The sequence below is a fragment of the Homoserinimonas sp. OAct 916 genome (assembly GCF_003260275.1).
In the GTDB taxonomy this organism is placed as follows: domain Bacteria; phylum Actinomycetota; class Actinomycetes; order Actinomycetales; family Microbacteriaceae; genus OACT-916.
Genome location: NZ_QJHB01000001.1, coordinates 155,897 through 167,713, shown reverse-complemented (window position 1 = coordinate 167,713; position 11,817 = coordinate 155,897). Strand labels below are relative to the sequence as shown.

General features: G+C 66.7%; 14 protein-coding genes. 6 read left to right on the top strand and 8 right to left on the bottom strand.

What is annotated here, in order from left to right; translation table 11 throughout:
• Window positions 1-20: 20 nt before the first annotated feature.
• Window positions 21-491, top strand: coding sequence for a DUF2871 domain-containing protein (locus DL891_RS00750; RefSeq protein WP_111718496.1), 471 nt, complete (start codon window positions 21-23; stop codon window positions 489-491).
• A gap of 53 nt (window positions 492-544) precedes the next feature.
• Here the strand turns inward: DL891_RS00750 and DL891_RS00745 are convergent, their stop codons facing one another.
• From DL891_RS00745 to DL891_RS00735, 3 genes are all read right to left on the bottom strand, one after another.
• On the bottom strand, window positions 545-1,312 hold the full coding sequence (locus tag DL891_RS00745; RefSeq protein WP_111718793.1) for a putative protein N(5)-glutamine methyltransferase: 768 nt from the start codon (window positions 1,310-1,312) through the stop codon (window positions 545-547).
• The gene (locus DL891_RS00740) at window positions 1,312-2,361 is read right to left on the bottom strand and encodes a rhodanese-like domain-containing protein (RefSeq protein WP_368665608.1); all 1,050 of its coding nucleotides are present in this window, start codon (window positions 2,359-2,361) and stop codon (window positions 1,312-1,314) included. The genes DL891_RS00745 and DL891_RS00740 overlap by 1 nt, the downstream gene beginning before the upstream one ends.
• 154 nt (window positions 2,362-2,515) lie before the next feature.
• Window positions 2,516-3,055, bottom strand: a complete 540-nt coding sequence (locus DL891_RS00735) for an Rv3235 family protein (RefSeq protein ID WP_368665607.1) — start codon at window positions 3,053-3,055, stop codon at window positions 2,516-2,518.
• 365 nt (window positions 3,056-3,420) lie between these two features.
• Between DL891_RS00735 and DL891_RS00730 the strand changes: the two genes are divergently transcribed.
• Window positions 3,421-4,023, top strand: a complete 603-nt coding sequence (locus tag DL891_RS00730) for a hypothetical protein (RefSeq protein WP_111718494.1) — start codon at window positions 3,421-3,423, stop codon at window positions 4,021-4,023.
• 59 nt (window positions 4,024-4,082) lie between these two features.
• On the opposite strand, the gene DL891_RS00725 is transcribed toward DL891_RS00730, so the two are convergent.
• Window positions 4,083-4,373, bottom strand: a complete 291-nt coding sequence (locus DL891_RS00725) for a helix-turn-helix domain-containing protein (RefSeq protein ID WP_111718492.1) — start codon at window positions 4,371-4,373, stop codon at window positions 4,083-4,085.
• A gap of 132 nt (window positions 4,374-4,505) precedes the next feature.
• On the opposite strand from DL891_RS00725, the gene DL891_RS00720 reads away from it, so the two are divergent.
• From DL891_RS00720 to DL891_RS00710, 3 genes are read left to right on the top strand one after another with little or no spacing between them, the layout of a single operon-like run.
• Window positions 4,506-5,171 (top strand): SAF domain-containing protein, encoded by a 666-nt coding sequence (locus DL891_RS00720; RefSeq protein ID WP_232818933.1) that lies wholly within the window; start codon window positions 4,506-4,508, stop codon window positions 5,169-5,171.
• Entirely contained in the window at window positions 5,159-6,406 is a 1,248-nt protein-coding gene (locus DL891_RS00715; protein WP_111718488.1) for a regulator, read from the top strand. The genes DL891_RS00720 and DL891_RS00715 overlap by 13 nt, the downstream gene beginning before the upstream one ends.
• 5 nt (window positions 6,407-6,411) lie before the next feature.
• On the top strand, window positions 6,412-7,902 hold the full coding sequence (locus DL891_RS00710; protein WP_111718486.1) for a sensor histidine kinase: 1,491 nt from the start codon (window positions 6,412-6,414) through the stop codon (window positions 7,900-7,902).
• A 53-nt stretch (window positions 7,903-7,955) separates the two neighbouring features.
• Here DL891_RS00710 and DL891_RS00705 read toward each other — a convergent pair whose 3' ends face one another.
• Window positions 7,956-8,204 carry a WhiB family transcriptional regulator gene (locus tag DL891_RS00705; protein WP_111718484.1) on the bottom strand — a complete coding sequence of 83 codons (249 nt, stop codon included), beginning with the start codon at window positions 8,202-8,204 and terminating at the stop codon, window positions 7,956-7,958.
• 211 nt (window positions 8,205-8,415) lie between these two features.
• On the opposite strand from DL891_RS00705, the gene DL891_RS00700 reads away from it, so the two are divergent.
• The gene (locus tag DL891_RS00700; RefSeq protein ID WP_198668714.1) at window positions 8,416-8,850 is read left to right on the top strand and encodes a hypothetical protein; all 435 of its coding nucleotides are present in this window, start codon (window positions 8,416-8,418) and stop codon (window positions 8,848-8,850) included.
• Window positions 8,851-8,869: 19 nt separating this feature from the next.
• Here DL891_RS00700 and bcp read toward each other — a convergent pair whose 3' ends face one another.
• The 3 genes from bcp to aroA are packed head-to-tail and all read right to left on the bottom strand — an operon-like array spanning window position 8,870 to window position 11,808.
• A complete protein-coding gene (bcp, locus tag DL891_RS00695) occupies window positions 8,870-9,352 on the bottom strand; it encodes a thioredoxin-dependent thiol peroxidase (RefSeq protein WP_111718482.1) in 483 nt (160 codons plus the stop codon).
• A 60-nt stretch (window positions 9,353-9,412) separates the two neighbouring features.
• On the bottom strand, window positions 9,413-10,450 hold the full coding sequence (gene rsgA, locus DL891_RS00690; RefSeq protein ID WP_111718480.1) for a ribosome small subunit-dependent GTPase A: 1,038 nt from the start codon (window positions 10,448-10,450) through the stop codon (window positions 9,413-9,415).
• A 5-nt stretch (window positions 10,451-10,455) separates the two neighbouring features.
• Window positions 10,456-11,808 (bottom strand): 3-phosphoshikimate 1-carboxyvinyltransferase, encoded by a 1,353-nt coding sequence (gene aroA / locus DL891_RS00685; protein WP_111718478.1) that lies wholly within the window; start codon window positions 11,806-11,808, stop codon window positions 10,456-10,458.
• Between the last annotated feature and the right edge of the window lie 9 nt (window positions 11,809-11,817).

Below are 11,817 nucleotides of genomic sequence, written 5' to 3'. Positions count from 1 at the left end.
CAGAAGGACACGCATCCACAGTGAAGAGACTCTTCTACGCATCAGCCACCTACACGCTGCTTGGGCTCGCCTCCGGCCTGTACTATCGCGAGTTCACCAAGGCCAACTCGTTCACCGCGGCCGACGGCTTCACCCAGCTCTCGGTGGTGCACACGCACCTGCTCACCCTCGGCACTGTCCTGATGTTGATCTTCCTCGTGCTCGAGAAGGTGTTCACCCTTTCGGGCAGCAAAATGTTCACGCCGTTCTTCTGGGTCTACAACGCCGGCCTGGTCATCACTGCCGGCACCATGGTGGTGGGCGGCACGCAGAGTGTGCTGGGTGAGCCCGGCCGAGCGGGGATCGCGGGGATCGCGGGAATGGGACACATGCTGCTGACGATCGCGTTCGTGTTCTTCTTCATCGCGCTTGCCTCACGAGCTCTGCCGAAGCCCCAGGGCGCGAATACCCTTGCCGATGCACCGGCCCACGGGGTGCCCGCCCGAACCTGACCCGGGGGTGCACTCCGCTCGGCCCGCCCTTTTGCCGGGCCACGCGGAGTCCATCAGGCGGGAAGGGTGCCGATGACAGTCGTGGCATCCACCTCGGCCCCGTGTTCGACACGCGCACTCAGCCCATGCCCGGCGAAGATCCGGGCCGTCTCCGGAGCCTGGCGCGCACTGGTCTCGACCAGGAGTTGACCGCCCGGGGTGAGCCATTCGGGGGCACGAGCGGCGATGCGACGCTGGATGTCCAAACCGTCCGAGCCGCCGTCAAGGGTCTTCCGCGGCTCGTGCAGGCGGGCCTCGCGTGGGAGCAGCTCGATGTCACCGGTGGGAACGTAGGGTGTGTTCGCCACAACCAGACGCACCTTCTTCCGAAGCCGATGAGGCAGCGGGTCGAAGAGGTCACCCTCGTGGACCCGCTCGCCACCGACGTTGAGGCGCGCACACCCCACCGCGCGAGGGTCGATGTCGACCGCGAACAGGGCGATCTGTGGCCACGTGGCCAGCAGGGCAGCTCCGATTGCCCCGGAGCCGCAGCAGAGATCAACGACGATGGCCGTTTCCTGCCCGCTGCCCCCCAAAATGCCCAGGGCAACATCTACCAGGAACTCGGTGCGCCGACGGGGAATGAAAACGCCCGGCTCCACCTGGATTCGTTGCCCATGGAACTGGGCCCAGCCGACCACGTACTCCAGTGGCTCCCCGTTGACACGCCGCTGGACCAAGCGATCAAGCTCAGTGGCCGATGCTGCTGAGCGCAGGATGGCGGCCTCGTCCTCGGCGAACACGCAACCGGCCGCGCGCAGTCGGGCGACGATTGTGGGCATCAGCCAGGCTGGTCGCCGGTCGCCACCGGCCGGTCGGTGTGCGACCATTGCGACCAGGAGCCCGGATACAGGGCCGCGTTGAAACCGACGATGGTCAGCGCCAGGATGTTGTGGCTGGCGGTGACCCCGGATCCGCAGTAGACGCCGAGCGGTGCATCCGCTCGAACCCCGGCATCTTCGAAGCGTTCGCGCAGCTCTTGGGGTGGCAGGAAGCGGCCCGAGGCGTCCAGATTGCCGGTGGCCGGGGCGTTGATTGCCCCCGGGATATGGCCCGCAACCGGATCGACCGGCTCCACGTCGCCGCGAAAGCGTTCGGCGGCCCGGGCGTCAAGCAATACCCCGTGCTGCGGCAGCGCTGCCGCTTCGTCGATGGTCAGTGTCGGGCTTCGGTAGGCGTCAACCCGCACGGTGCTGCCGATCGCGGTCACCTCGCCGGATTCCAACGGTTGGCCTGCGGCGCGCCACGAGGCGAGCCCGCCGTCCAGAACACGTACGCTGCCGATTCCGGCGGCGGTCAGCAGCCACCACGCCCTGGCAGCGGACTGGGCGCTCCAGTCGTCGTAGACAACCACGGTCGACTCTTGCCTGACCCCCAACGACTGCAACACCTTCTCGAATGCAGCGGGGGCCGGCAGCGGATGCCGCCCGGCGGCGGGCGTCGCCCGTCCCGCCAGTTGGGTGGGCAGGTCGACGTAGAGCGCACCGGGAATATGCCCGGACAGGTACTGTTCGTATCCGTCGTCCAGACCCAATTGCCAACGCACGTCAAGAACGATCGGCCGGCCTCGGCTGCGGCCGTCGAGCAGGTCAGCGAGTTCGGTTGCGCTGATCAGGGGGGACGGGGTGATGGCTTCTGATTGGGTCACCGCGCCCGGCAAATGGCCGGCAGTCGGGCCGAGCGTTTTGACTTCGCCTCGAACGTGTTCGCCAGGTCGGGCATCCAGCAGCTTCCCGTGTGGTGGCACGTCCCCCGCTTCATCGACGGTGAGACTCGACCTGCGATAGCTCCAAACCAGCGGTGATGGTGTGTTTGTGCTCTGTACTGTCACGGGGCTCCTCGACCTGGTCGAATCCACGCCCGGATCCAAGCCAGGCAGTGGAGTGCGAGTTCCAGTCTGTCACCCATCGGGGCGCACAGGGCCTGAACGTTTCAATGGAAACCACGTTTCTGGCTGAACGGCGCCCATCACTGAATGACGACCGTTACAGCACGTTGATCGCAGTGGCCCGCCAGCGGCCGTCGAGGCCCTCCAGCCGTAACGCCACGGCCCTACTGCGCACGCGGGAGTGCACGGTCACCACGGCCTCGACCACCCCGTCACACGGGCTGAAGGTCGTCGTGCGCCCGAGCGTGAAGCTTGGGCGCATCGCCTGTTGACCCTTCATCGCCCGGGCCCTGGCCGCCAGCACCACCCGGGTCAGGAGGTGCCTGTAGACCTCATCGTCGACCCAGCGGGCCAGTTGGTTGATGTCGCGGGCGCCGGCCAGAACCTCCATCACGCAGCGGGTCAGGTTCTCCAGGAGCGGGCCAGGAGGGGGCAGCGCTGCAGTGGAAGTGGGCTGCTCGCAGAAGAACTCGTCAGTCTCGGCGCCCCGGGTGCCGGTGCTCTGTGAGCCGGAGGAACGCAGACCCTGCCGGGTGCTGTGCAATGCCGTCTGGCCGGCGGGCGGTTGCGGCCAGAGTCGCTGTTGCCCAGGGCGTGGGGATCCGGGTGTGCGATGACGGTGTTCTGGGAGGCTCATCGGGTCAGCTCCACGGTTCGGCCAGGGCCCGCGGGGCGGCCGAACGGCCATATCGGCGCTTGCTCGGGCGGGAGACCGAGGCGGGGCGCGTCGACATTGACGAGCGGGTGCTGGCGGATGTCGCTGGCGACACCGAATGCAGCTGTGGCCCGTGGCAGAATGCTGGGGTTGTACTCGGGTTGTACTCGGGTTGTACTCGGGTGTGCGTGTGCTGTTCGCGCCGTGAGTGTTGACCGACGCGGTGACCCCTGATCGGGGGGTGTTGATCAAGCCACTCAAGCAGGACTTCGGACAATAAGCAACGGGTCGTGATCTTCCTGTGGATAACTTTCACGCGGCACGACGATGGGCGATAGCGTCACGTCATGCGCTGGGAGAACCTTTTCGATGAGCTCGAGAGCCAGCTGGAGCACGAATTGGGTGCCGACCGGGTCGATCTTCAGGCCGAGGAGGAGCGACTGCGGCTCGGTCGGCTGAGCCTGCGTGACCGACTGGTGGCGATCAGCGAGTCTGCAGATGAAGGGGGCACGGTCGACATCCGGGTGCTGCTGAGAACGGGTGAGGATCTGCTGGTGCGACCGAGCACCTACGGCAAGGATTGGGTTGCAGGTGAGCTGGTGGAGCCCTCCCACCGTCGCTCGCAATGCGTGCTCTCCCTTGCAGCCGTGGCCGCGGTTCGCCCCGAGCGGGAGCAACTGATGGCGAGCATGACCAGTGCGCCCGCGGCTGCCGAGGGCACGCAGCTGATCGACCGCATCGGACTTCCGTTCGTTCTGCGCGATCTCTGTCGGCGCCGGGCGGGAATCGAGGTGATCTCGTCGACGGGGCGGATGTTCGGAACCATCGACCGCGTCGGTCGCGACCATCTCGACCTGGCGGTGCACCAGCCGGGGAGCCCGCGCCGCGAGATCCGGGTCTCGCACTACCTGATCATCCCGTTGGAGCACCTTCTCTACCTGAGGATCTGAGTTCGCTTCAACACGGGATATTGCACACCGGGCGGTCGCCTCGCGGGTGAGGCATGGGGTCAGGCGTCATCCGGGTGTGGACGAATGATTCGGCTGCCGGACAACTCCGGGATATTCGCAAAATCTGACTGATTCCACAGGTTGAGGCGGCGGGTCTCCTCATATTTCGCCTCGATGAACGATGCGAGCACATCTCGCTCGATGCGCCACAATCCGTGGGCTCCGACACGGATTGCCGGGAGTTCGCCCGACTGCACCAGTGCTTGGGCATCCGACACCTCGATGTTCAGCATCACGGCGACATCGGCCAGAGTGAGAAATCTGCCGAGGTCGTCGGCGGGAGGGACCATGCAGAAAGTATGCATGCAATCGCCCGGCCGCGGAATCGGCCTGTGGATAACTTTCTCGCGGTGTGTTCGAAGGGACAAGGATAGAGCCTGTGGGCGGCCGTGCATGCCGTTCCGGACAGCGAGGTCACAGTGATGGCAGAGGCGACATCCGGGAAGTCATCGGGCCGTTCTGGTGCGGGTGCTGCGCTGCAACGACACGGGCGGTGGATCGATGTTCGCCTGATTGTCGGTGTGGTGCTCGTGGCGGTGTCCATCGCCGGAGTCAGCCTGATCGTCACCCTGGCCGACCGAACCATCCCGATCTATGCCGCCCGCATCGACCTTGCGGCGGGTGAAGTGGTCACCGCCGACAAGCTGGTGGTCGCCGACGTGCAACTGGGGTCGCGCAGCGCAAGCTATGTCCAGCCGGGGGACCTCGATCGGGGGCAGGCCGTGGCGGTGAGGCCCATCGCGGCCGGAGACCTGGTGCCGACTTCAGCCCTGGGTGCCCAGATGGGGGTCCAGATGACGTCGGTGGTGGTCACGCTGGCCGGGCAGGCGTCTGCCGCGGTTGACACGGGGGCCGTCGTCGATGTCTGGGCGGCCTCGTCCCGCGACCGAGCCCGGTTCGATACGCCGACCGTCCTTGTGTCCGAGGCCAGCGTCGTGCGCCTGTTCGAGAGTGATGGCTTCATGCGTTCTGGGGAGAAACAGGTGGAACTGCTGATACCAAAAGCGCGCGTGCCGGATGTCCTGGAGGCGATCGCGAACTCGGATGCCCTCGCCCTGATTCCGGTGCACCAGAAATGGCAGAGATGACTGCGTCGACGTTGGTGCTCGCGGTCGACCGCCGGCTCGAGGCTCGGATACTGCCGGCGCTGACCCAGGCGGGTCACCGCGCAGTGGCGCGGGTGGGCAGCGCCAACGACGTGGTGCAGTGCCTGGCCGAACACCGCCCGGATGCGGTGCTGGTCCAATCCACCCGGCGCCAGTTGACCGCGAGCCTGATCGCCCAGTGCGACCGCCTGGGCACGAGGATCGTGGCCTTCGCGGCATCCGAGATGGAACGTCGACACGCGGCGATGCTGGGGCTGCACGAGGTGCTGGATGCTTCTGTCGACTGGGCAGAAGTGGACGCAATTCTCGACGGGATCGACCTCCGTGCCGGGCTGGCGGCGAGGGAGCCGGTGCGGCAACCGTCCCGAGTGCTCGCGGTCTGGGGGCCGGCCGGGGCACCGGGGCGAACGACGCTGGCGATCGAGGTGGCCGCCGAGATCGCGGCCGCCGGCCATCGTGTGGCCCTCGTCGACGCCGATACCTACGGCGGCCAGGTGGCGCCGGTGCTCGGCATGCTCGATGAATCGCCGGGGTTCGCGGCTGCCTGCAGGCTGGCCGCCAATGATGGTCTGACGTTCTCAGAGCTCGAGCGGGTCGCGCAGCGGTATCTGTCCCCACGAGGAGACTTCTCCGTGCTGACGGGGCTCGCATCTGCCACCCGTTGGCCAGAGATTTCCGCCCAGCGGGTGGCCGCCGTGGTGAAGTCGGTGAGGGAATGGGCGGACTACACGGTGATCGATACCGGGTTCAACCTGGAGCTGGATGAAGAGATCTCCAGCGACCTGTTCGCCCCCAGGCGGAATGCCGCGACCCTGGCAGCGATCGATGCCGCCGATCATGTGATCGCGGTCGGGCTCGCCGACCCGGTGGGCATGGCCCGCTTTCTCAGGGCCCATCCCGACCTGGTGGCCAGGGCCGAGGCGACCGAAGTCACTGTGGTGATGAACCAGGTGCGCGCGCAGGCCGTGGGGCCGAGTCCGGTGACCCAGGTCCAATCCGCGCTGCGTCGTTTCGGATCGATCGAGGCCAAGGCTCTGGTGCCCTATGACCGGTCGGGAATGGATGCGGCCCGGCTGACCGGGCGAACCCTCGGTGACAGTGCGCCCCGGTCATCGGCGCACGCGGCGATCGCACGGTTCGTCACCCAGGCGGTTCTGCCACAGTCTGCTGGGGCTCCGGCGCGCAGATTCCGTCGCCGTCGAATGGCCGTAGTCTAGGGAGCGTGTCCGCACTCAGTAACCTCGTCCAGGCGCACGGCTATGTCGATGAGCGCAACATCGAATGGTTGCACCTGCTGGTCGGCGACTGGCAACTGTTGGCTGACCTCGCCGCCGCCGACATCGTGCTGTGGGTGCCCACCACCGAGGGAAGTTTCGTCGCGGTCGCGCATGCGAGGCCGTCGAGTTCGGCCACGTTGTTCTACCGCGACTTCGTCGGCCAGCTGATCAAGTCGGAGTGGGAGGAGCAGGTCCTGGAGGCATACACGACCGGGCAGATCGTCGACTCCACCCATCCGGCCTGGTACGAGGAGGTGCCCACACATGTGTTGGCGGTTCCGGTCATTCGAACGCCCGATGGCCAGGATGAGGTTCCGGCCGGCCCGGTGGCCGTGCTCACCCGGCACACCAACCTGAGCGTGACCCGCAGCCCGAGTCGCCAGGAGCTCACCTTTCACGAGTGCGCGAGCGAATTGTTCCGAATGATCGCCGCCGGGGACTTCCCTGACAGCGGGTCGCCGACCGGGCCGCGCCGGGGTGCGCCGCGGGCATCCGACGGTCTGATCCGCCTGGATCTGGACGGGATCACCACGTTCGCCAGCCCGAACGCCCTGTCGGCGTTCAACCGGATGGGGTTCGCGGGCGAGCTCGAGGGCGAGTCGTTGGCTTTCGTGACGTCGTCCCTGCTCACCGCCAGCCACACCGTGGTCGACGAGTCGTTGCCGCTCGTGGTCAGCGGGCGGGCCCCCTGGCGCACCGACATCGAGGCGAACGGGGTGACGATCACGCTGCGCGCAATTCCGATCCGCCGTCACGGTACGCGCACGAGCGCGATCGTGCTCTGCCGCGACGTCACCGAACTGCGGCACCAGGAACGCGAACTGCTGACAAAGGATGCCACCATCCGGGAGATTCACCACCGGGTGAAGAACAACCTGCAGACTGTCGCATCATTGTTGCGGATCCAGGCCCGCCGCACCCACTCCGACGAAGCGCGCGAGGCTCTCACCCAGGCGATGCGCCGGGTGGCCGCGATCGCGGTCGTGCACGACACGCTGTCGGCCGGGCTCTCCCAGAACGTCGAGTTCGACCTGGTCTTCGACCGGGTGTTGCTTCTGATCGCAGAGGTCGCGTCGGCGCACAACACCACGGTGCACCCGAAGATGTCGGGAAGGTTCGGGATGTTGCCGAGCGCCTACGCCACCCCGCTTGCGCTCGCCCTGACCGAGTTGGTCACCAATGCGGTCGAGCACGGCCTCGCGGCGCGTGAGGGCGAAGTGGAGATCACCGCTGAGCGCACCCCCGAGATGCTGACCGTCCAGGTGCGAGACAACGGCACCGGCCTGCCCGAGGGCAAGGTCGGTTCGGGGCTCGGCACTCAGATTGTGCGCACACTGATCCAGGGCGAACTGGGAGGCACGATCGACTGGCACACCCTGGTCGGCAGTGGAACCGAGGTCACCATCGAGATCCCGCTGCGCTGGCTCAAGTCGTGACGAGGGCCAGCCGTCGGGTCAGATCGTGCAGTGGATGAGCGTGTGTGCGTGCGTCAGCTGGCGCGGCGGGCGCGGGCGGCGCGACGCTTCAGGGCGCGGCGCTCGTCTTCGCTGAGGCCACCCCAGACTCCGGAATCCTGGTTGGTCTCCAGCGCATACTGCAGGCACGTCTCGGTCACGGGGCAACGGGCGCACACAGACTTGGCCTTCTCGATCTGGTCGACGGCCGGTCCCGTGTTCCCGATGGGGAAAAACAGTTCGGGGTCAGCCGTGAGGCAGGCGGCTTTGCTGCGCCAGTCCATAGTTGTGCTCCTTTGTGATTTGTTGCATGACGGTGCGGCAAACAAGTCAGTGAACCTGTCGCGCCGCAGTCCACGGACCGAGCGTGTGCCCGGTGTGAACTAGAATTCAGGTGGCTGGCATCTTCTCACCGCCGCGTGAGGGGCAGACACCACCTCAAGTATGGTTTCACAGTGCTGGCGGCAAATCAATAGCTTTGTATGGGATAGACCTGTGAGTAACTCAGATCGTGCGGCCGGCGAGGCGCCCGGCGGCCCCTCGTCGACGAGTTCCGAGCCGGCATCCAGGGGGTTCATTCTCTTGGTGGCGCTGCTTTTCGCCGAAGCGCTGCTGATGCTGACCGTGTTGGGTTGGCTGCTGGTTGAGCTGGTCACCGAGCGGCCCGTCTCCTACCCGGCAGCGCTCGGATTGATCGTCGTGGTCGGGATCGCTGCCGTCTGGGTGACCGCGATCGCGGTGAACGCGATCAAGCGGAAGGGATGGGTGCGCGCTGCCGCGTTCACCTGGCAGATCCTGCAATTCGCGGTGGCGGTCGGAAGCTTCCAGGGTGCCGGCGCACGGCCGGACATCGGCTGGGCACTGCTGGTGCCGGCGGTCGCAGTGATCGTGCTGCTTCTGATCCCCTCGGTCTATCCGCGCCGAACCTGAGCGGTCGTGGTGGGCCGAATCAGCTGTCCAACCCGAGTTTCTTTCGCAGGGAGGCGACGTGTCCGGTGGCTTTCACGTTGTACCACCCCAGCGTGATCGTGCCGTCCTCGGCCACGACGACGGTCGAGCGGATGACTCCCACAACGGTCTTGCCATAGAGCGACTTCTCGCCCCAGGCTCCGTAGGCCTTGTGCACGCTCAGGTCCTGATCGCTCAACAGGGGAAAGGTGAGTGACTCCTTCTCCTGGAACTTCTTGAGCGTCGCGGGGTCGTCCTTGGAGATGCCGAGCACCTGGTAGCCGGCGGCGGCGAGCGAGCCAAGGCTGTCGCGGAAGTCGCACGCCTGGGTGGTGCATCCGGGTGTCATCGCAGCCGGGTAGAAGTAGACGACAACCCTCTGGCCGGCGAAGTCAGACAGCGACACATTCGTGCCGTCCTGGTCGGGCAGGGTGAAATTGGGGGCAACGGTGCCGGCTTCCAGCCGGGAGGGGTTCTGGGACATGCCCCTATCGTAGCCAGCACTCCGCTGTTCACCCCCGTGCGCCCCTGCCACCTGTGCGTCTCAGGTGGAGAAGGTGGCCAGCAGGCGCTGAAGCGAGTCCAGGCGGCTCGCGCCGGTATCGCCGAGGTCGCCGGCGGCAACAGCCTCGATGATGGCGCAATCCGGCGAGTCGGGCAGGTGCGTGCAGCCGCGCGGGCACCGCTCGGCCACGCGGGCGAGGTCAGTGAACGAGGCAAGAATGCTGTCGGTATTGATGTGGCCGAGGCCGAAGGAACGCACCCCGGGGGTGTCGATGATCCAGCCACTGCCGCCGGCCCCGCGCACCCGCAGCGACACAGTGGAACTGGAGGTGTGTCGTCCGCGCCCCGTCACCTGGTTCACGGCGCCGATCGCCCGATGCGCATCGGGCACAAGAGCGTTCACCAGGGTCGACTTGCCCACGCCCGAGTGGCCGACCGCAACCGTGTTGTGGCCGATCAACGCAGCGGTGATGCGAGCGAGCGGCATCTCCTGCTCGCCGCTTGTGAAGATCGTCAGGTCGAGGCCGGCGAAATTGTGGAGAAACTCGGTCGGATCGGCCAAGTCGGTCTTGGTGACCACCAGGATCGGTGTGATGCGGGCATCGTAGGCGGCGACCAGATACCGGTCGACGAGGCGGATGCGCGGCTCCGGGTCAGCTGCGGCCACCACGATCAGCATCTGGTCGGCGTTGGCGACGATCACGCGCTCCACCTGGTCGGTGTCGTCGGCACTTCGGCGCAGCAGGGTGCTGCGCGGCTCGATACTCACGATCCGGGCCAGGCTGCCCTCGTCTCCGGTGGTGTCTCCGACGACGCGCACCCGGTCACCGTTGACGATCGCCTGGCGCCGGAGTTCCCGTGCACGGGTGCAGGTCACCTCGCGCTCGTCGGGCCCATCTTCGTCGAGTAGCACGGCATAGCGTCCTCGGTCCACCCCGAACACCCGCCCGACGCGGGCGTCGTCGTGCCCGGGCCGCGTCTTGGTTCGAGGGCGGGTGCCGCGTTTGCTCGGTCGCACCCGAACATCGGACTCATCCCATTCGTCGTCATCGTCCGCCTCCGGCGCCCACCAGCTCATGAAGACTAGCGACCCAGCATGTCCTGCCACAGCTCGGTGAACTGGGGGAGCGTCTTCGCGGTGGTTTCGACGTTCTCGATCTCCAGCCCCGGCACGCGCAACCCGATCACCGCACCGGCGGTGGCCATGCGGTGGTCGTCATAGGTGTGCCACAGCCCGGCGGACAGCGGTTGCGGGTCGATGCGCAGGCCGTCCTCGAGTTCCGTGACGTTGCCGCCCAAAGCGTTGATCTCGGCTGCCAGTGAGGCGAGCCGGTCGGTTTCGTGATTGCGGATGTGCCCGATCCCGGTGAAGGTGCTCGGGGAGTCGGCGAAACAGGCGATGGCGACCAACGCGGGCGCCAGTTCGCCTCCGAGGGTCAGGTCGAGGTCAACCCCGTGGATGCCCTGGCCGCCGGTGACCGTCAACCTGTCGCCTTCACGGCTGGCGGTGGCCCCGAACAACGGCAGCAGTTCGGCCAGGTGGTCGCCCACCTGCGTCGTCTCAGCCGGCCAGCCGGCGATGGTCACACTGCCGCCGGCCACGACGGCCGCCGCAAGGAACGGTGCTGCGTTCGAAAGGTCGGGTTCCATGTCCAGGTCACGTGCGGCAATCGGGCCGGGCTCCACCACCCATTCACCGATCGAAGGCGAGGCAACGTTCACCCCGCGGGCGGCCAAGGTGGCGATGGTCATCTCGATGTGCGGCATGCTGGGCAGCCTGCCGCCGGAGTGGATGAGGTGCAGGCCTTTCTCGAACCTGGGGGCGACCAGGAGGAGCCCTGAAACGAACTGGCTCGATGCAGAGGCGTCGATCGTCACGGTTCCGCCTGAGACTCGGCCGTAGCCGTGCACGGTGAAGGGCAACGTGCCCTGGGCGTCGTCGTTGATGTCGACGCCCAGCGCGCGCAGCGAGTCGATCATGGTCGACATCGGGCGGGTGCGGGCGGAAGGATCGGCGTCGAACATGGTCGGCCCGAGGGCGAGACCGGCCAACGGCGGAACGAACCGCATCACGGTTCCGGCCAGGCCGCAGTCCACCGTGGTCGAGCCGAGCAGTTCCTCGGCCGGGGTGACCAGCCAGTCTGCCCCGAACGCGGAGTTGCCTGGCTGATCGGTGATGGTGGTTCCGAGGGAGCGCAGTGCGTGCACCATGTTGGTGGTGTCGTTCGAATGCAACGGGCTTCGGATCAGCGAAGGGCCGTCAGCGAGAGCCGCGAGCACCAGCTCGCGGTTGGTCAACGACTTCGACCCGGGCAGGGTGAGGTGTGCCGAAAGGTCGCCGTGCGGCTGGGGTGCGGGCCACGCCGCATCGTCCGTCTCGGGGGAGTCGTCTTGGTATGGATTGAATTCCGGCTGGGAATATTTGGAGATCAGCATTGTTGATCC

Coding starts and splice junctions, on each gene's coding strand:
- DL891_RS00745 (WP_111718793.1), bottom strand. CDS start 1,312: ATGCCCACAATCGTCGCCCGACTGCGCGCGGCCGGTTGCGTGTTCGCC.
- DL891_RS00735 (WP_368665607.1), bottom strand. CDS start 3,055: ATGAGCCTCCCAGAACACCGTCATCGCACACCCGGATCCCCACGCCCT.
- DL891_RS00730 (WP_111718494.1), top strand. CDS start 3,421: ATGCGCTGGGAGAACCTTTTCGATGAGCTCGAGAGCCAGCTGGAGCAC.
- DL891_RS00725 (WP_111718492.1), bottom strand. CDS start 4,373: ATGGTCCCTCCCGCCGACGACCTCGGCAGATTTCTCACTCTGGCCGAT.
- DL891_RS00720 (WP_232818933.1), top strand. CDS start 4,506: ATGGCAGAGGCGACATCCGGGAAGTCATCGGGCCGTTCTGGTGCGGGT.
- DL891_RS00715 (WP_111718488.1), top strand. CDS start 5,159: ATGGCAGAGATGACTGCGTCGACGTTGGTGCTCGCGGTCGACCGCCGG.
- DL891_RS00705 (WP_111718484.1), bottom strand. CDS start 8,204: ATGGACTGGCGCAGCAAAGCCGCCTGCCTCACGGCTGACCCCGAACTG.
- bcp (WP_111718482.1), bottom strand. CDS start 9,352: ATGTCCCAGAACCCCTCCCGGCTGGAAGCCGGCACCGTTGCCCCCAAT.
- rsgA (WP_111718480.1), bottom strand. CDS start 10,450: ATGAGCTGGTGGGCGCCGGAGGCGGACGATGACGACGAATGGGATGAG.
- aroA (WP_111718478.1), bottom strand. CDS start 11,808: ATGCTGATCTCCAAATATTCCCAGCCGGAATTCAATCCATACCAAGAC.